The 19389-nt window shown below is 35.1% G+C and carries 10 protein-coding genes; 2 read left to right on the top strand and 8 right to left on the bottom strand.

Annotated features, from left to right (window positions below):
• Positions 1 to 16 precede the first annotated feature (16 nt).
• The 8 genes from hisC to PLJ10_00480 all read right to left on the bottom strand — a co-directional run bounded on the left by hisC (position 17) and on the right by PLJ10_00480 (position 13267).
• On the bottom strand, positions 17 to 1072 hold the full coding sequence (gene hisC, locus PLJ10_00445; protein ID HOK08110.1) for a histidinol-phosphate transaminase: 1056 nt from the start codon (positions 1070 to 1072) through the stop codon (positions 17 to 19).
• Positions 1065 to 2405: a histidinol dehydrogenase gene (hisD, locus tag PLJ10_00450; GenBank protein HOK08111.1), complete on the bottom strand. Its 1341-nt coding sequence runs from the start codon at positions 2403 to 2405 to the stop codon at positions 1065 to 1067. Before hisD ends, hisC begins: the two co-directional genes overlap by 8 nt.
• A gap of 4 nt (positions 2406 to 2409) precedes the next feature.
• Complete coding sequence (gene murA / locus PLJ10_00455; GenBank protein HOK08112.1) at positions 2410 to 3669, bottom strand: UDP-N-acetylglucosamine 1-carboxyvinyltransferase; 1260 nt, start codon at positions 3667 to 3669, stop codon at positions 2410 to 2412.
• A 109-nt stretch (positions 3670 to 3778) separates the two neighbouring features.
• Positions 3779 to 4261: a preprotein translocase subunit SecG gene (gene secG / locus PLJ10_00460; GenBank protein ID HOK08113.1), complete on the bottom strand. Its 483-nt coding sequence runs from the start codon at positions 4259 to 4261 to the stop codon at positions 3779 to 3781.
• A gap of 38 nt (positions 4262 to 4299) precedes the next feature.
• Positions 4300 to 5052, bottom strand: coding sequence for a triose-phosphate isomerase (gene tpiA / locus PLJ10_00465; GenBank protein ID HOK08114.1), 753 nt, complete (start codon positions 5050 to 5052; stop codon positions 4300 to 4302).
• Between the two features lie 121 nt (positions 5053 to 5173).
• Positions 5174 to 8335 carry an efflux RND transporter permease subunit gene (locus PLJ10_00470; protein ID HOK08115.1) on the bottom strand — a complete coding sequence of 1054 codons (3162 nt, stop codon included), beginning with the start codon at positions 8333 to 8335 and terminating at the stop codon, positions 5174 to 5176.
• Positions 8332 to 12030: an efflux RND transporter permease subunit gene (locus PLJ10_00475; protein HOK08116.1), complete on the bottom strand. Its 3699-nt coding sequence runs from the start codon at positions 12028 to 12030 to the stop codon at positions 8332 to 8334. The genes PLJ10_00470 and PLJ10_00475 overlap by 4 nt, the downstream gene beginning before the upstream one ends.
• A 58-nt stretch (positions 12031 to 12088) precedes the next feature.
• Positions 12089 to 13267, bottom strand: a complete 1179-nt coding sequence (locus PLJ10_00480) for an efflux RND transporter periplasmic adaptor subunit (protein ID HOK08117.1) — start codon at positions 13265 to 13267, stop codon at positions 12089 to 12091.
• Positions 13268 to 13539: 272 nt separating this feature from the next.
• On the opposite strand from PLJ10_00480, the gene PLJ10_00485 reads away from it, so the two are divergent.
• Both PLJ10_00485 and PLJ10_00490 read left to right on the top strand, forming a co-directional pair.
• Positions 13540 to 18297, top strand: coding sequence for a PhoPQ-activated protein PqaA family protein (locus PLJ10_00485; GenBank protein HOK08118.1), 4758 nt, complete (start codon positions 13540 to 13542; stop codon positions 18295 to 18297).
• 81 nt (positions 18298 to 18378) lie between these two features.
• Positions 18379 to 19377, top strand: coding sequence for an iron-containing alcohol dehydrogenase (locus tag PLJ10_00490; protein HOK08119.1), 999 nt, complete (start codon positions 18379 to 18381; stop codon positions 19375 to 19377).
• Positions 19378 to 19389: the final 12 nt, after the last annotated feature.

Genomic DNA, 19389 nt, shown 5'->3' on the forward strand with positions numbered 1-19389 from the left:
GTTCATTATTTATGGGTTAAATTTGAACAATCTTTTTTATTGCTTCAAGTAAAATTTCGGATTGTTTCTGTGTGCCAATGGTAATTCGCAGTGCGTTCTCCAAACGTCTATATGGAAAATATCTAATATAAATACGTTGCTCTTTTAACCGATTGTATATTTCTTCTGCAGTAGGTTCTCTGTTCCATATTGCAAGCAAGAAATTCGATTGTGAATCAGGAACACGGAAACCCAGTTTTTGTAATTCTATTCTTAGATAAGTTCTATTCTTCTTAATTATTTCTATATTAGTCATAGCATATTGGGAATGTTCTAATGCAGAGATGCCTAATAATTGAGTTATAACATTGACATTGTATGAATCTTTAATCTTAAACATATCTGAAATTAGTTCTGGATTAGCAACAGCAAAACCTAAACGAATTCCAGCCAGACTGAAGGACTTAGAAAAAGTTCGTCCAACAATAAGATTAGGATATTCTGTTACCCAAGAGATATAGTTATAATCACAAAAATCAACATAAGCTTCATCAATAAATATAACTTGTTTATCATTTTCACAGATTTTTTTCATAATTTCGGTTTGTGTAGGAACACCACTTGGAGCATTTGGGTGGGTTATTAATACTAATTTTGCTGATTCCCATGCAAATGGTGGAGTTAAACAAAAATTATCATCAAGCTCATGATACTGAAAGTTATAACCATATAGTTGTGCAAGAATCTCATAAAGAGAATAGGTTGGATAAGTAGCGTAAATGGTCTGCCCATAGTCTACGAACGTTTTCATTGTTATTGCTAAAATTTCGTCCATGCCATTGCCAACAATAACCCATTCTGGTCCAGGTAAATGGTATACCTGAGCTATTTTTCTTCTAAGTTCAAAAGCAGTTGGGTCAGGGTATCGTCGTAGTTGTTCAGGGAGTATTGTGCTAAGAGTTCTTAATACTTCTTCTGACGGAGGAAATGGATTTTCATTCGTATTTAGTTTGACTACATTTTCCTCTTTCGGTTGTTCACCAGGAACATACCCCTCTATTGCGTTTAGTCTGTTTATACAGTATTTACTCATTTTTTACATCCCTTTGATTTCCTATACGAATATTTATCGAAAATGCATGAGCTGTTAAACCTTCAATTTCAGCAAACGTCATTATATCGTTTGCTTGATTGTGAAGCCTGCTTTTTGAATAGTAAATATAGTTGGACACTTTTCTAAAATCTTCAACTGTAAGGGGAGAACTGAACCTTGCTCTTCTTCCAGTTGGTAGAATATGATTAGGACCAGCCATATAATCACCAACAGCAACGGGAGTCATATCACCTAACATAATGGCACCCGCATTAACAATTTTCATCTCAATCTTACGTGGAAATTCTGTTTGAATACTTAAATGTTCTGGTGCAAAAAAATTAGCGAGGTAAATAAGTTCGTCCCAATCCCGAGTAACAATAAAAGCCCCGAAATTGTTCAAAGATGATTCGATGATATTTTTACGATTTTGTTGATTAATATATTTTTGTATCTGTTCTTCTACATCTTTGACAAGATGTATATCAGATTGAGTAATTATTAACACTGAGCAAGCTTTCTCATCGTGTTCTGCTTGTGCTATTAGTTCTGAAGCAATAAAAGCAGGATTTGCGGTTTTATCAGCAATAACAAGGACTTCTGAAGGTCCTGCTTCACAATCAATATCTACAACATCTCGTACTAATGCTTTGGCTGTTGAAACGTATATATTTCCTGGTCCTGTAATTTTATCAACGGATGGTATGTGTTCTGTGCCATAAGCGAGAGCTGAAATGGATTGTGCTCCACCAACTCTAAATACACGAGTAACCCCTGCAAGGTGGGCTGTTGCCAAGACGACAGGGTGTATTGTGCCATTATATGAAGGGGGAGAAACCATAATGATTTCTTTAACACCAGCCACTTTTGCAGGTATAACATTCATTAATACGGATGAAGGGTAGAAAGCCTTTCCACCTGGTACATATACCCCTACTTTTTCAATGGGCACTATTTTTTGTCCTAATACGGTTCCGTCTTCAAGTGTCTCTTCCCATGAATTTCGTATATTTTTACTGTGAAATGTTTTTATGTGTTCAGCAGATTTTTCAATAATCCTTAAAATATTGGGTTCCAGTGTATTAAAGCTTTGAATAATCTCTTGATTGGGTATTTCTAACTCTTCTGGTTGTAGTGTTACATTATCAAATCGCTCAGTAAACTCGATGACCGCACTATCCCCGTTTTTTCTAACTGTATCAATAATCCATTGTACTGTTTTTGTAATGGTTTGGTCTTTGTCCTGTTCTTGATTTTGTGATAGATTGCGATTTAGTATCCATTGTTTTACTTTATTAAGGTCATCATCACTCTGAATAATAAAAGTTTTCATTGATTTACTCCTCGTGAATTCTTTGAATATCTGCACCGAGACTGGCAAGTCTTTCCTCAATTCGTTCATAGCCACGGTCTAAATGGTATACCCGTGAAATAATAGTTTCGCCTTCTTTTGCCATTAACCCTGCTATAACGAGTGCTGCACTTGCGCGAAGGTCAGATGCCATAACAGGAGCACCAATTAATTTTTCTGTTCCTCTAATAATGGCGGTATTCCCTTCTAAAGTAATATCAGCACCCATACGTATTAATTCCGCTACGTGAAGAAATCTATTTTCGAAAACAGTCTCTTTAATCACACTTGTTCCTTCTGCACATGTGAGAAGAGCCATCATTTGAGCTTGTAAATCTGTTGGAAATCCAGGGTAGGGGAGAGTTGTTATATTTATAGCTTTTAATGGTTTTTGAGGGGATTTGACCCGTATATAGCTACTACCTATTTGGACATCAGCACCCAATTCGTTAAGTTTTGAGATGAAGGTGCTTAAATATTCAGGAATTACAGAGTCAACCTGAACATCGCCAAAAGTTGCCAGACCTGCAATAAGGAAAGTCCCTGCCTCGATACGGTCGGGGATAACATTGTGTTCTGTGCCTCCGAGGGATTTTATCCCTTTAATTTTTATAACTTCTGTTCCAGCTCCTTCAATTTCTGCACCCATTTTGTTCAAAAAGTTTGCCAAATCAACTATCTCAGGTTCTTGGGCTGGATTAAATAATCGGGTTATTCCTTTGGCACGGACAGCCGCCATTATTAAGTTTTCAGTTGCACCTACACTTGGAAAATCTAAATAAATGTCTGTTCCTTTTAATCGTCCCTCTGCCACTACATAACCTTCTTCTAAACGAATCTTTGCTCCGAGTTGTTCTAACCCTTTTAGATGAATATCTACAGGGCGTGTGCCTATAGCACAGCCACCAGGTAAAGATACACGTGCTTTCCCACATCGTGCTAAGAGTGGACCTAATACAAAAAATGAAGCACGCATTTTACGCACAAGGTCATAAGGTGCGGTAGGTGATATACGATTTGGTGTGACAATAGTCATAAACCTACCTGTAAATTCTATTTGTAATCCCATCTGGCTAAGAAGTTTATCCATAGTAAATACATCATGGAGACACGGGACATTATGAAGTACACACGGTTCTTCAGCTAAGATAGACGCAGCCATAAGAGGGAGTACCGCATTTTTTGCCCCACGGATTTGAACTTTCCCTTTTAACGGGTTATTACCACGAATAATTATTTTATCCATAAAATATTCATCCAATGCTTTAAAAGAAGATTGTATGTATTTTACAAAAAATAGGAGTCTTTAGTGAAAAGAATAAGTAATATTAATAAAATAGATGTTGCAATCAATACTATTGGTTTGAGGTAGGTGTTTCCGTTGAACTTTGTGGAGCATCTGTTTCCGTACTTACTGGAGCACTTTCCACAGGAGGTGTATTTGTCTTGTTTTCAACAGTGACAGGAGTCGTTGTTGTTGACGGTGTTTTATTATCGAATAAATTATCCAAAGCAGTATTCTGTTCAGTAGATAACTCATTATAAACAAGTTCAGGAGCAGGTCCTTTCCCGACTTTACCTGATATGGTTGATAGAAGAATGGCAAGAACCATAAATACACCAGCACTTATGTATGTTAATTTTTGTGGGAGAGTACGTGCTAATTTGGGTCCAAACACGCTTTCTGTGCCTGGGCTTAAACCAAAGGCACCTGCAAATCCAGCACCTTTTCCTTTTTGTAGGAGTACGATAATAATTAAAGCGACACAGCATGGAAGGTATATAAATAATAGTAATACCCACCAAAGTGTTGTTAGGCTAAAAATTGTTTCTAACATAGATTCTTTAACCTGTCCTTATATTGTAGATTTTGTTGTTATATACATTCTTTTATTATTTGTGCAAAACTTTCTGCATTTAAGGAAGCACCGCCTACCAAGAAACCGTTAACATCAGGTTTGGATATAAGTTCTTTTGCATTTTCAGGTTTAACACTTCCACCATACTGGATAACTATGTTCGTCGCTGTTTCTTTGCCGAACTCTTTTCCTATAAGAGAACGGATGAAAGCATGGGCTTCTTGCGCTTGTTCTGGGGTTGCTGTTTTTCCAGTTCCAATTGCCCAGACTGGTTCGTATGCGATAACAACGTTTTGTAATTGTTCTGGAGTCATATCCCTTAAGCCCTCTATAATTTGCCGTCGTAGAACCGACTCCATCATATTCCCTTCACGTTCGTCAAGCGTTTCTCCAACGCAGAACATTACATTTAAACCTGTTGTTATTACATATTTAAGTTTTTGGTTTAACAACGTATCTGTTTCGCCAAAATATTGCCTACGTTCACTATGTCCTAATATAGTCCAACGACAACCTACATCCAGCAACATTTGTGGTGCTATTTCTCCAGTATATGCCCCTGATTCCTTTAAATAGCAATTTTGCCCACCTAATTCAATATTTGTACCTTTCAATACTTGTGATACGGCATAGAGGCTTGTAAATGGCGGACAAACAATAATTTTAACTTGGTCAATTCCCTCTACTAATGGTTTAAGTTTATTTACAAGGTCAAGAGATTCATTGACTTTTTTGTTCATTTTCCAATTTCCAGCAATAATCGACTTCATTTCATTTCCTTTCTTACAATGATTTTAAAAATGAAAAATAAAAAAATATCTCTTTCTATAAGGCTGTTGGGTATGAATTGGATATATAGATTATCATAAATCGTAACAATTTATCAAAAAGCTATCTATTAGATATTGACTGTGATTTTGAAAAAAAAGGGGCACGAATAGATAATACAATCCGCATTGCAATATTGAATATATCTTCTACAATAGTATAAAAAACGGGGACTACAAGCAATGTTAATATCGTCCCTAAAATTAAACCGCCGACCAATGCTTTACCTAAACCTGAAAACATGACAGCACCTCCTGATTTAGCCATTGCTAATGGGACAAGCCCCAAGATAGTTGTCAATGCTGTCATCATTACAGGTCTAAGTCGGTCTTTACTTGCTTGTACGATTACGTTAATCAAGTTGTTATTATTTGTTTTTCTCAAAAAATTTATATGGTCTACTATCACAATTCCATTATTAACGATTACACCAACCATTAATACACAACCGATTAGTGTAATCATATCCCAGTAGGAATTAGTAAAGTATAATGTCCATGCAGAACCTATGAGAGAAATGGGGACTGTAGTTAAGATAACTAAAGGCAAAAGTAATGACTCAAAAGTTGCACTCATAACGATATATATAAGGATAAGTGCCATACTCATAGTCATAGCAAAATTGGTTAAGTTCGATTGGATTTCTTCTAATTCTATGCCATAATTTAGATTGTAACCGTCAGGTAAATCGATGGATGATATTATAGATTGTAATTCATCTCTAATGAGTGTCAAATTCTCCGTGTTTGTTCTTGCACGGAAATTTATCACATTGCGACCGTTATACCTTTTTACAAGTTCCGGTCCGGGGCGTTTTTCATAAGATACAACCTGATGCAAGGGAACGAGAGTCCCTTTACTTGAAATGACTTTTAAGTTATCAATATTTGCTTTTGTTTTTCTGTCTTCTTCTTTATATTGTAGCCATACGGGAATTTCTCGTGTTCCCTCTTTAAAATAAGGAAGTTGAGCACCTCTAAGGGCTGTGTCAATGGTTTGGGCGATAGTAAATGGGTTGATACCTTGCTCATCTGCTTGAAGTTCATTTATTGCAACCCTCATTTCTTGTTTTTTTTGCTCAACATCCGTTTCTACATCTGTGAAGAGTGGATTACTTAGGAGTAATGATTTTATCCGTTGGGCTTGTGCAAATAGTATCTCATTATCCCCACCTGTAAGTCTTAATGTCACTAATCGTGATGTTCCTGATTCACCGGTATCAGCAATTGAAAACTCTAACTTGCCACCAGGAATATGGGAAGGAAGTTTACTTTTAACGATTTCTAATGCTTCTTCAGTAGTGCAAGGTGGATTTCTACCAATTTCACCATCATCTTCTGTGTACAAATACACATGAATTTCCCCTCCACTTTTTCCATGGAATAGCAATATATTTTTTATAGCTATTGATTCACGAATTGGTTCTAATTTCTGTGTAAGCTGGTCAAAGAGGTCTTTAACTTTTGCAGTGTCAAAATTCTGGTCAAGGGTAATTTTTATATCCACTTCACGTGTGTCTAATTTAATTAAATCTTTCATCCCTACTGATTTAACAGGGATAAGATAAGAAATCACTAAGAATAGACATAAAGCTAAAAGAAAAGCCAATCGATTTTTTAGAGACCAATGTAGCAATAATTCTAAAAAGAAGTATAGTTTTTCTAAAAGTTTAAAACTCCCCGCTTTTTCACGAATGGAAACTAATAAATTGTGGAAGAATATCATGAGTTTCATCTGATTTTTTTCTCGGGGTAGGACATGTATGGAAAGAACTAAAGGAACGACAGTTAAAGCGATTAATAGGCTTCCTAACAAAGCAACAATTAAAGGCCCTCCTAACTGTTTCATAAATACCGACATTCTGCCTGCTTCAAGATAATACATAGGTATAAACACAACAATTGTGGTAAGTGTGGATGCGGAAATAGCTATACCTACTTCTGATGCTCCACGAACAGCACTTGTTTTTATATCATAACCTAACTGTTGGTATCGGATAATATTTTCAACAGCAACAATGGCATTGTCTACCAACATTCCAACAGATATAATTAAAGACACCATCGTTATAATATTAAGTGACATGTCAGCAAAATACATAAAAATAATGCCAATCATAAGAGATGAAGGAATGGCAAATGCTACAATAATAGTCGGAATAAGTCGGTGTAAGAAGATAAGTAATACAATAAAAGCCATAATTCCGCCGTAGATTCCCTCACTGAACAGATTGTTTAATGCCCGATTAATTAAATCGGATTGGTCAAAAAAGATTTTTGTAACAGTTCCCTCAAATGCTTCCTCAGATAAAATATTCTTCAATTCACGTTTTATTTGATTGCACACATTTACTGCGTTTGCTTCTGATTCCTTAATAACAAGTAAAACGACCCCACCTTTTCCATCTAATGCTACTCTCTGGGAATCTTCTCTTGAACCAAATCGGACGGTCGCAACATCTTTTAGTCGCATACCATTTTTATTGACGACAAGGTTTTCAATATCAGATAAAGTTTTATACTCACCTTTAAATTGAACAAAGTATTTTTTATCTCCCTCTGAGATAGAACCAAGTGAAGCATCTAATGAGGCTGTCCGAAGAGTATTTAATAAACTTACTATGGGAATATTAAGGCTGTTGAGTCGGTCCTGAGAAACTTCGATTAAAACCTCTTTCTCAGGGATAGGAGATATTAATTTAATATCTGCAACTCCATCAAGCCGTCGGAGTCTTGGAATAAGAGAGGTGCGGACTAAATAAACATAATTTTCCTCATCTTCTGATTTAAATAAGCCGATAGCTATGACTGGAATGGCTCCTGAACTGAACCGTTGAATAATAATCCGTTGTACTTCATCTGGAAGAGTCATTTTTAAACGTTCTATTCTGTCTCGAACGTCTGCAGTTGCTAAAGTCATGTCAGTGTCTAAATTAAACCACATGTCAACAGAACAACCATTTGAAGAACTTGTAGTAGCAATGCTCCGAAGTCCAGGGATAGTCCTGAATTCTCCCTCCACTGGAATAGCGATTTGCTGTTCTATTTGTTCTGGTGAACTCCCAGGATAGGGAATATAGCATCCGATAAAAGGACGGTCTACTTTAGGAAGAAATTTCAAAGGAATACGGAACCATGAGATTAATCCCAGAACGAGAATGGATATAGAAAGCATGAACATAGTAATGGGACGATTTATGGCTATTTTAGGTAGAGACCATGTCACTTGTTTCGTACCTTATGAGAAAGGTTAGAAAACATATAATAAGCCATAGGGATGAGCCATAAAGTCAACAAGGTGCTTGCAGATAGCCCTGTAATTACAGTTAATGCCAATGGCTGTCTTAATTCGGAGCCTTCTCCTTTAGATAATAGCATGGGCAGTAGCCCAAGAACTGTTGTTAATGTTGTCATAAAAATAGGTCTCAAACGGACCATAGATGCTTGAATAATAGCATCGTGTAGGGATAGACCACGTGTAATAAGTTGATTAGTATAGTCAATCAACACAATAGCATTGTTTACTACGATGCCTGCTAATATGATTGAACCCAAAAAAACCATGATGTTTAAATTAGTACCTGTTAAAAATAAAATGATAATGACACCAATGAATGCTAAAGGCACAGATAACATCACTAATATAGGTAACCAAATAGATTCAAATTGAGAAGCCATTACCACATATACCAGAAAGGTTGCAAGTAATAGAGCAAGTCTCAAACTATGGTATGACGTTGCTAATTCACGGTTTTGTCCGCCAAGAGTAATAAAAAATTCTCGAGGTTTTTCAACATCTCGAAGTTTAGATATAACTTCCTGTGACACACTTGCCAAATCTCGTCCTTCGATATTGGCAGTTATTAATGCGACCCTTTTTTGTCCAATTCTCCGAATATCGCTCGGTCCAACATCTTCTACAATGGTTGATACATCACAAAGACGAACAGGAACAGCCCCTTCTATAATTGACATCTGTTTTAGGTCATTAATGCTTTGAAGGAATGTTTGATTTGTTCTAACACGAATATCAATTTTATCTCCACCACGATTAAATTTTGTGGCAATTTCTCCTTGAATTTCTGTTCGTAACTTATTTGCGACTTGAGCAGGGGAAAGTCCCTTCTCAGCTAACAGTTCTCTATCTAACTGGATAAGTATCTCTGGATAACCAGATTGTATTGATATATCAGCATCCTTAACGCCCCGAACTTGTCGTACTTTTTGGAGGCATGCCTCACCTACAGATTTCAAGGTATTTAAATCATCACCAAATATTTGAACCTCAAGATTACTTTTTAACGTGAATAATGTAGGAAGTGTAAAAATAATTGATTCCTCAGGAAGGGGAAGAAGAGATGAACGTATTTCATCTATAATTTTATCTTGTATTTGTGCAGTTTTACTACGATCTTTTAATAGAATTGTAAAAGTAGCTTTATTCTCGTTTTTTCCTTTGCTTTCAGTTTTGCTACTTTCTGTACCAACTTGTAATGTAATACGTTCTATATATGGATTCTCTTTTAATTTATTCTCTATTCTAAGCACCTTTTCTAAAGTTTGATTAAGTTGTGTTCCAGCACGGGTTTCATATTGGATATTAAATTCTCCTTGTTTCATTGGTGGGATAAGTTCTTGTCCTATTCGGGGTAAAAGCGTTATGGTATATGTAAAAAGTGCAATGGCTAAAAATATATAAATAGGTGCAAATTTAAGGTTGGAAGAAAGTGAAATTCTGTATAAATGCCTAAAACTTTCAAAAACGATATGAAATAGTTCTAATGGTAAAAAAAGTAAAAGACTAAGTGTCTTTTTAATCAGTAATGCACACAAGGCAAATGATAAAAATATGGGGGAAACTATAATGAAAAATAGGATTAATAAAGGATATACGAAAATATTTATAATGCCCCAAGAAATAAATTTTAACAAGATATTTATAGGGAAAAATATAATTTTAAGGAGATTTAACCATCGAGATGAACGTGGAGAATAACGTAATATTTCAAATAAGGTTTTCCTGCTGTATTGAATATGTCGTTTGAAAGTAAAAACAATTGTAAATATAAAAGAGGCAAACAGGCTTTTATGTTTTATTTGACGGAAAAATAAGAAAATACGGAAAGGGTGTAATAGATGTTGTGTATTGCTTGGTTCTGAAAAGAAATGGGTTTTTGATACTAATAATGGATTTAAAAACAAAGCAGTGAGTAGCGAAGCTAAAAGGGAGAAAGTAACAGTTAGAGCAAGGTCTCCAAAGATTTGTCCTGCAATACCCTCAACAAATGCAACGGGGAAAAATACGGCTATAGTAGTTAATGTAGATGCAACAACAGCGGAACTTACTTCAGATGTTCCACGGATAGCAGAATCAATAATAGAATCTCCTTCTTCTCGACATCTAGCAATACTTTCTAATACGACAATAGAGTTGTCTACTAACATTCCAATTCCTAATGCTAATCCGCCCAACGACATAATATTTAAAGAAATGCCTCGTATGAACATGGGAATAAATACAGTAATTATTGAAATTGGAATAGCGAGTCCAATTGTAAAGGTACTACGTATTTCTCGCAAGAATAAATAAAGTATAAGAAGGGCTAAAAAACCGCCATTAATCGCTGCGGATTGAACTTCTTCTATTGAACTAATAATAAATTGGGACTGGTCGCTTATGATATGAATCTTTGTATCAGGTGGAAGAGAACTAATTAAATTTTTCCTTTTAAATTGTTCTCGTCGAGCATGTGGGTCTTCAATTGTATGTTTTCCTTCTGAATCGTGAGCAACAGGGCTTAATTCAAGAGAAAGTTGCTCATTGATTAATTCAGAAAGACTTTTTTTCCTTTCAATACCTAAGAGGTCTTTTACCAGATTACATACAGTAACAGTGTTAGAATTTCCTTCCTTGTATATCTCCAATTCAATAGCTTCTTCTCCATCAATTCGTATTATTGTATCGCGTTCTTTAGTGCCCCATTTAACTGTAGCAACATCCTTTAAATAAATAGGGGTACTTTTTGGAGAGGTCTGTTGAATATTTGAAGATGTAGCATCGGTATTGAGGGTTAGAGATGAGATTGAAGAAATAGGATTGTTTGATAAAGAAGGTATGTTAAGGGAAGTAGAGATGATTACATTTTTTATGTCTTCTATATCTTGGAATTCTTTTAAAGTTCGGACAATATATTCCGTTTTCCCCTCAGACAATTTGCCTCCAGCCACATTTATATTTTGACTTGCTAAACTTCGGACAATATCATCCAAAGAAAGCCCAAGTGATTTAATCATTTTACTATCGACAAGAATTTGTATTTCTTCTTCTTGTCCCCCTTTTACTACCACCTGAGCAATTCCTGTTTCTGCTTCTAAATCACTTTTTAATTTTCGTTGGACAGATTCGCGAAGTGTAGTTAAATACCGTTCTTTTTCTACTGGTGATATATTTGCAGGGGGTGTTAATCCAATCCGTATTACAGGGTCTAAGTTTGGGTTAAATCTAAGAATAACAGGTTTTTTTGTAACTTCTTTAGGTGGTTCAAAAAGGTCTAAACGGTCTCGTACATCCTGTTGTGCAATATTCATGTCTGTATTCCACATGAATTCTAATGTAATTTCTGAAAGACCTACTGAGGAAACACTACTTATTTCTACCAACCCACTAACGATACTTAACATTTCCTCTAACGGTCTTGTAACTAATTTCTCGACATCTTCAGGGGCTGCACCTTCAAATTCAGTTCTTACAGTTAACGAAGGGTATGAAATATCAGGCATAAGGTTAATTGGGAGTTTTTGATATGAACGCCAACCAAAAACGATAATAGTTGTAAATATCATTATGATGGTAACTGGCCTTCGGATGGGAAAAGATATAAAACTTGAATTTGAATTAACTACTGTGGTTTGTTCGTTCACTATGACTCCCCTTAATTTTTATTGAATCAAGACCAAGAATGTTTTAATATTGATGTTATTATGTTGTAGATGTTTTTTCTTGTTGATTTAGTATTTTTTCTAATGAAGTTACTTCAACAATAGAACCAGGCTTTAAATTTAACTGCCCTAATGTAATAACTAATGTGTGTTCATCTAATCCACTCAAAATTTCAAAGTAAGAACTATCTTCTAAACCTACTTGAATTTCTACTTTCTGAGCAACAAATTGGACACTATCATGTGTTTTGTCTTTGTGATTTATATTTTCTATATTTTCACCACTTTTAGATTGTGCTATAAAAACATATTTTCGTCCATTCTCTTCCAAAACTGCATCTTTTGGTATTACTAATACTTGCTCCCGAGTTTCCATTATAAGTTTTATCCTTGCAAATGCAGAATCTTTGATGCATGTATTATTACGATGTTTCTCATGAAATTGTAATATGGTTTTAATTGTTCCAGTATTTGGGTCTATGGTAGGGTTAATTCGTAAAACGGTAGCAGTAAATTTTTCAGTTGGACAGGAATCGATAATGACATCGGCCTCTTGTCCTTTTGAGACTTTGGAGATTTCTCGCTCTGGTAAGTTGATAGGCAATATAAATGAATCAGGGTCAACAATCGAGAAAACTGGCATTCCAGTACTAACCAGAACACCTTTTTGTATATTTTTACGTGTGATTATACCGTTAATAGGGGCTGTTATTGTTTGGTTTTTCAATTGCAATTGTTGAATCTTAAGAGTGGATTCTGCAGCATCTAATGCAAAACGAGCATTGTCTCTCTCAACTTTGGAACCTATCCCTTCTTTTAAACTATTTTCTGCTATTTCTAATGCCGCTTTGCATTTTTCTATATTTACTTTTGTTTGGAGTATCTGGGTTTCGACTTCTGATGTGTCTAATTTAGCTAAAATTTGACCTTCCTTAACATAATCACCTTCCTCTACAAATAATTCCTCACAAATCCCAACCCCTTTTGAGATAACCTCTACTTTTTTTTCAGCAGAGACTCGGGTAGTTGTTTCAAAATATTTATTGATATTTTGTTTTGTGGGAAACGTAGCCTCTACTGGAAATGCAACAGGTTTACTTACATTTGTTGATAACTCATCGTTTGCATCAACTTTCTTATTAAAATAGCACCCCTGATATGATATAAATTGAAATAAGATAAACCAACTTACTAAAATCGGTACAAGTTTTTTTTCCATACACACCTTAAATAATTGAATTTTACTTTAAGTTTAGAACCTATATATATTGTATCAAAACAAGTATCGTAAAATAACTACCATTTAGACTTTATTTTATTACAAATTGTAACGTTTTTTTTACAAAAATTTTAAATTAAAATGTAAATTAAAATTTGTAAATAATTTCTTGACAATATATAATAAAAATATCATTATTAATAAGTGATATTATTAATAGAAAAATTGTATACTATGGTTGTGATTTTAAAAAACGACAGGAGAGAATTTATATGAATATGTTATGTCGTATGAAATGTGTAAGTAGTCTATTAGTAATAATTTTAATGTTAGTTTTATCAGGATGTCCGAGAAATGAATTAGGAGGGGGGCTTGTAGTCGAACCAACATCTATTGATTTTGGTTCAAAAGAGACAAGTGTAAATTTATATGTATGGAAGACATATACATCGACATCCATTGGCCCAATTATTGTAGAATCTCAAGTTCCCTGGCTTCTGGTTGAAAATTGTACCTCATCTGAAGATGGGTGTTATAGTTCAGGTCCTTACGATAGAAAGAAAATAAAAATCACGGTTGATAGAGAAAAGACGGAGTTAGGTTCTAACGTCGGCAATTTGATAGTTCGTGCTACGAATGCACCTGCAGTTACAGTTCTTGTTACATTACTGGATTTAATAAAAGTAGATTTCGATGCTTCTAATAAATTTGTATCCGTAAATGAATCTATTCGATTTTTTAATCAAAGTTCTGTTCAGTCAGGTAATATTAACAAAGTAACATGGGATTTTGGGGACGGTACGACATCAGAAAGTTATAATCCCACACATTTTTATCAAAAACCAGGTAACTATACAGTTACATTAACAGTAGAAACAGAAAATGGAACAGAGAAACGAGTAAAAGAGAATTTTATTAATGTTGCAAGTGGAAAATTGGAAGTTGATTTTTCCGCAAGTTCACAGATAGTTTTATTAGGCGAAGATGTCCAGTTTATTGACCGAAGTCGTTCTGAAAAGGAAACGATAACAAAGCGGTATTGGGAATTTGGGGATGGTAAAACGAGTACGGATGTTAATCCAAGATATAGATATTCTAAGCCAGGTATTTATACAGTTTCTTTGACAGTATATACAAATAATCAAAGTAGCACATTAGTAAAAGAAGGTTTTATTACAGTTCAGGAAGGTGTGGCTCCTGTAGCCAAATTCTCAGTTAGCAATATAAAGCCGTTTGTTAATGTCCCAGTCCAGTTTACTGATTTATCTGAGCCTGGAACAGCACCTATTACAGAATGGCTTTGGGAGTTTGGTGATGGAAATACCTCAGATGAACAATCGCCTCAATATGCTTTTTCAAGATTAGGAGTTCAGCAAGTAAGACTTACAGTTAAAAACAAGTTTGGGGGTAGTTCGTTTACTTTACCTGTGGAAGTTATTTATATGCCCCCTGTAGCTGATTTTGCTGCAGAGCCATTAGTTTCTTATCAGGGCGAAAATGTACTCTTTGTTGACTTATCAAAGAAAGGAACAGAACGTATTATCAAATGGGTTTGGGATTTTGGAGATGAAACTACAGAGACTATACAATACGAACCTTTTACTCATGAAAATGGTAATACAAACCATGTTTATACAGAATCGGGTGTATATTCAGTTTCTCTAACTGTGTATACAGGGACCTCATCTAATAACGAAAGTAGTGTTACAAAAGAGTCCTATATTACTATACACCAACCACCTGTCCCTAAAATTAGTGTCTCTACAAGAAGTCCACTTATTCAGAAAGAGACGAAATTTTTAAATAGAACTGCTTTAGGTACTGAAACAGATTTGACGTATGAATGGGATTTCGGAGATGGCTCCCCTACAAAAATTACTACAATCAAAGAAGATGTCTCTCATGTTTATAGCGAGCCAGGGGTATATAATGTAGTATTAAAAGTCAAAACAACATTAGATACCTTTGTAAGTGACCCTGTTGAGGTGTATGTCGATGCCCCGCCAATTCCAGATTTTGATTATGAACCCAAGAAAATTACAATCGAAGATTTTGTTCACTTTATCGATATGTCAAATTCAGAAGGGACAAGACCTATTGTAGGATGGGTATGGTCTTTTGGAGATAATTCAGAACCATCTACGATGCAGAATCCGATGCATCATTTTTCAACGCCAGGAAAATATAAGGTAGAACTATATTTACTGTTTGTACACTCTAAGAGTGGCGTTCAGTTAAAAACAGCACCTATATCCAAAACAATTACAGTAGGTACCGCAACACCTCCTGTGGCTAACTTCCGAGTGGAGAGTCCATCAGCCATTGTGAATAGTGAAGTTAAATTTATCGATTTATCCATCGCTGGGACGGTTCCTATTGCGGAATGGGAGTGGGACTTTGGTGACGGTGGGACATCCTCAGAACAGTCACCAATTCATAAATATAGCGAGCCAGGATTATATACAGTTAAATTGAAAGTTCGTACTGCTGGCGGATTGGAGTCCGAAGTCGTAAAAGAGAATTGTGTTATTGTAGGTCCTTATGCAGAACCATTAGATATTTTTGTGAGAGAACGTGACCCTGAATATTCATGGACAGCACCTACAGAGTATCCTGTTAGTTATGAATCTGGTTCTGTTACTATAAGGTTAGCAACGGCATATATAACACGAATGACTTCACAGGCGTGGCGTAGCTCAGATGAGATTTACAGTGGTAGAATTTGGAAACATAATTTGTCAATATTTGTTCCAGAACGATTGAGAACAAGTACTGGATTTCTATTTGTAAGTGGAGGAAGTATTAATAGTTCTCCGCCTAATGAAGATAACAGGCTATTCTTTGGACAGTTGGCAGCGTTAACTGGTTCAGTTATCGTTTATTTAGATAATGTTCCGAATCAGCCAATAGTGTTTATGGATGATTATGATCCAGAACAGAATAAAGTACTGAAATCACGAACAGAAGATGATATTATAGCCTATAGTTATGATAAATTTATGAATGAATATAAAGCAGGAAATTATGATTATCATTGGCCTCTTCTTTTTGCAATGGCAAAATCTGCAGTTCGTGCTATGGATACAACACAGGCAATTCTTGGGAATATAGCACCCGTCCAATTTATTGTTTCAGGTGGTTCTAAACGGGGGTGGACTACATGGTTAACAGGTTTAACAGATTATCGTGTTAAAGCAATTGCACCTTTAGTAATTGATGTTTTAAATATGGATAAGCAGATGGAACATCATAAGAAGGTCTATGGCTATTGGGCTCCGTCCATTTATGCATATGCTCAAATGAAAGTTTTTGATAGGCTTATTTCTAATGGAGAAGGTATACCACCAGAGGCAGAGGCATTATTAAAATTAATTGACCCATATGAATATTTACCACGGACTGAACATATTCCAAAATATATAATAAATTCATCATGTGATGAATTTTTTGTGCCAGATTCAGCTCGGTGGTATTATGACGATTTATTAGGTGAAAAGTATATTAATTACATTCCCAATGTCAATCATAGTTTGGGAGGATACTTAAATCTTAATGCAGAGGCACCACAGTATCTTTTAGCTTGGCTGTTGGTTCAAACCCAAAATATTCAACAGCCTACGTTCACATGGGAACGTGTTAATGAAAATAAACTAAGGGTTAAGGTAGATAGTAATTATATTTCGCAAATAAGAGAGGTTAAATTATGGAAATGTACAAATCCTGGTGCGAGAGATTATAGAAAATATAAAATTGATGATATAAATGTTCAGTATGAGAGCACAACGTTACAGCCTATTTCGCCTGGGGAATATGAGGCAAATGTCTTTACACCTACCTCAGGATGGACTGCCTTCTTTATTCAACTCATTTTTAATAACCCAGCTAAATTCCAGATGGCTATACCAGGATTGAATGTCCCACCCCTTGTATATACAACACCGATATTTATAACACCTGATGATTACCCAGAATTTCCATCAGAAATAAGAAGAGATCCAACAACATATCCTTATCCTTATTTAATTTTAAGAGGTTCGCCTTATGAAATGGGTAAGGATTATGGGCGTTTAATGAGAACCGAAATAATAAATCATGTTAATTATGTGTTGAATAATTTGTCTCAATTTGGTGTAAATTCAACGATTCTTAATAATGTATGGAATACTCAGAAAAATACCATTGATGAACGAATTAGAGAAGAATTACAAGGAATATCGGAAGGAGCTGGCATTTCATACGACAGTTTAGGAAAACTACAATTGGTAGAATTGCTAAGCCTATATGGTAGTACAAGAGCATCAGGCTCTCTTTTATGGTCATTAGCAACTAATATGCCTCAATTTTTTGATATGACCCCAACAATTCAAACATATTCCTTAAATAGACAAATAGTCAGTGGAGGACAGCAAGATTATCCAGTCGTTGTATTTTATATTCCTGACCAAGGTTTTCCACATGCCCTATTTACTTTTGCAGGAATGGTTGTCAGTAGGGCAGGTGTAAATGCCGCAGGTATATGTTACGGAGATATACCGATTTCTGGAGAAACAGTAAATGCTCAAGAGAATGCCTTATCTGCATTTCGTAGTGTCCTGTATGATTTAAACAGGTTAGATACAACAATTGATTGGATTAATACCTCCTCACAAGGTCGAAAACATACATATCTTCTTGGTGATGGTAGATACGAACAAAGAGGAGCAAAATTACTAATTGATGGAAATTTAAGAACACTCGTAAGAGATTATGATACAAAGGATAATTACTATCCGTTTGTATTATCAAATGTAGTTTACGAAGGAGATACAGATAAAAGAGATATCTATAATTATATTAATAATAACTATGGACTGTTTGTTGAAAATGGTTTATATATTTTAACTCAAAAAGGTGCTATTTCAGGTTCTAACCTGATGAACTTAATTATTGATGCGACTGCATTTAAAGGTTATGTTGCCTTTGCCAATGGGACTCGGGATGCCTCAACTCAAGCATATATGGTAGTAGATTTCCAATCTATATTGCCTTAGTCTAAGATAATCAATATTAGGGTTTTGTAAGTAAAATAATGAACAGTATATTTATTTGTGGAGGATAAGGGTCGTTTATTGATGACAGAATTGATGGACAAAATATTGAGAGGTAACGATGAGATTAACTTATTAACCTCTCTTAAAGGTAATATTTTGGTAGTTACTATGGAAGTCCCATGGCAAGTTTTGCAAAAACAAATAAATTGGTCTCCATCTCAAATAATTTGGGCTCATGAGATGGATTTGCCAGTGATAGAAAAGTTAGAACAGGAACTTCCTCTATTTGATTGGGTTGTCGGGATTGGGGGTGGTGTAAGTTGTGACCTTGCTAAATATATAGCATGGAAAAAGAGTATTCCATTAATATTGGTACCAACAATTGTCTCTGTTGATGCTCCTTTTACACCCTCTATTGCTGTTCGTGAAAATAATGTTGTGAGATATATCGGAAATGTTGTACCAGATAAGATTATTATTGATTATAATTTAGTAAAAAGTGCCCCAGATAACTTAAATAGAGCAGGTGTGGCAGATATTTTGAGTATTCATACAGCACTTTGCGATTGGGAATATGCTCGAAAATACAACAATGAACGATATGATGAACATATTGCACAGGAAGCAGAGAGATGTCTCTATGATGTCGATAGGAATGCCGAAGAAATTTATAAAGTAAGTCCCAAAGGGATTGATACAATAGTTGATTTATACTGTAAAGAAGTGGAACTCTGCAATACTTTTGGAAATGCAAGACCTGAAGAAGGTTCGGAGCATATCGTTGCATATCATGTAGAATATTTAACTAAAAGGCAGTTCTTACATGGTGATTTGGTGGGATTGGGTATCTTTTGTATGAGTAGATTGCAAGAAAATAAAGTTGAATGGATTACAAAATTGTTAGAAAGATGTGGTGTAAAATATCGAGTTGAGGGTTTATCAAAGGATGAAATATCACAATCATTACTAAGATTAAAAGAATTTAAGGATAAGACTGGATTATTCTTTAGTGTTATTGATGTAAAAGAAATTAACAATGAATTTGTAAATAATGTATTATATAAAATGAACTTAACATAAAAGAAGGAAAGG

The organism is Candidatus Hydrogenedens sp. (genome assembly GCA_035361075.1).
Lineage (GTDB): Bacteria > Hydrogenedentota > Hydrogenedentia > Hydrogenedentales > Hydrogenedentaceae > Hydrogenedens.

What these genes read in the sequence shown, in the direction of transcription:
- hisC (HOK08110.1), bottom strand. Translation starts at nt 1,072, where the DNA reads ATGAGTAAATACTGTATAAACAGACTAAACGCAATAGAGGGGTATGTT.
- hisD (HOK08111.1), bottom strand. Translation starts at nt 2,405, where the DNA reads ATGAAAACTTTTATTATTCAGAGTGATGATGACCTTAATAAAGTAAAA.
- murA (HOK08112.1), bottom strand. Translation starts at nt 3,669, where the DNA reads ATGGATAAAATAATTATTCGTGGTAATAACCCGTTAAAAGGGAAAGTT.
- secG (HOK08113.1), bottom strand. Translation starts at nt 4,261, where the DNA reads ATGTTAGAAACAATTTTTAGCCTAACAACACTTTGGTGGGTATTACTA.
- tpiA (HOK08114.1), bottom strand. Translation starts at nt 5,052, where the DNA reads ATGAAGTCGATTATTGCTGGAAATTGGAAAATGAACAAAAAAGTCAAT.
- PLJ10_00480 (HOK08117.1), bottom strand. Translation starts at nt 13,267, where the DNA reads ATGGAAAAAAAACTTGTACCGATTTTAGTAAGTTGGTTTATCTTATTT.
- PLJ10_00485 (HOK08118.1), top strand. Translation starts at nt 13,540, where the DNA reads ATGAATATGTTATGTCGTATGAAATGTGTAAGTAGTCTATTAGTAATA.
- PLJ10_00490 (HOK08119.1), top strand. Translation starts at nt 18,379, where the DNA reads ATGACAGAATTGATGGACAAAATATTGAGAGGTAACGATGAGATTAAC.